This is a genomic window from Streptomyces doebereineriae (assembly GCF_031845645.1).
Lineage (GTDB): Bacteria > Actinomycetota > Actinomycetes > Streptomycetales > Streptomycetaceae > Streptomyces > Streptomyces canus.
This window is the reverse complement of the sequence record NZ_JAVREZ010000356.1, coordinates 1-440: the sequence shown is the minus strand read 5'-3', so window position 1 is coordinate 440 and position 440 is coordinate 1. Positions and strand designations below refer to the sequence as shown.

Below are 440 nucleotides of genomic sequence, written 5' to 3'. Positions count from 1 at the left end.
AACAAGTACAAGTGGATGGCGCCGGTGGCGATCGTCGAGATCGTCGTCACCTCGATCATCGCGATGTTCCCGACCTCGCTGGGCGGCATGCCGTGGGATCCGAGTTTCCAGTGGAAGTTCGTGAACTACACCCCGCTACTGGTCGGCGGCGTGCTGGTGCTGCTGTTCATCTACTGGCACGTGTCGGTGAAACACTGGTTCACCGGTCCGATCAAGCAGGTGGACGCCGCCCCGGCCGCCGAACTGCCAGGCTGATCCTTCGGGTCACCCGAGCAGTTCGCGGATATCGGAGGCGGAGATGGTCGAGCCGAACAGATCCCCGTCATCGACCACCGCGGCGAACAGGGCCCGCTTGCGGTCCTGCAATGCGACCACCTTCTCCTCAATGGTGTTCTCCGCGACCAAGCGATAGACGCTGACCGGCCGGGTCTGCCCGATGC

At 63.4% G+C, this 440-nt stretch carries 1 pseudogene; it reads left to right on the top strand.

The window, feature by feature from the left end:
- Positions 1 to 255: pseudogene (locus tag RNB18_RS52270) on the top strand (hypothetical protein); the annotation flags it as partial.
- Positions 256 to 440 lie beyond the last annotated feature (185 nt).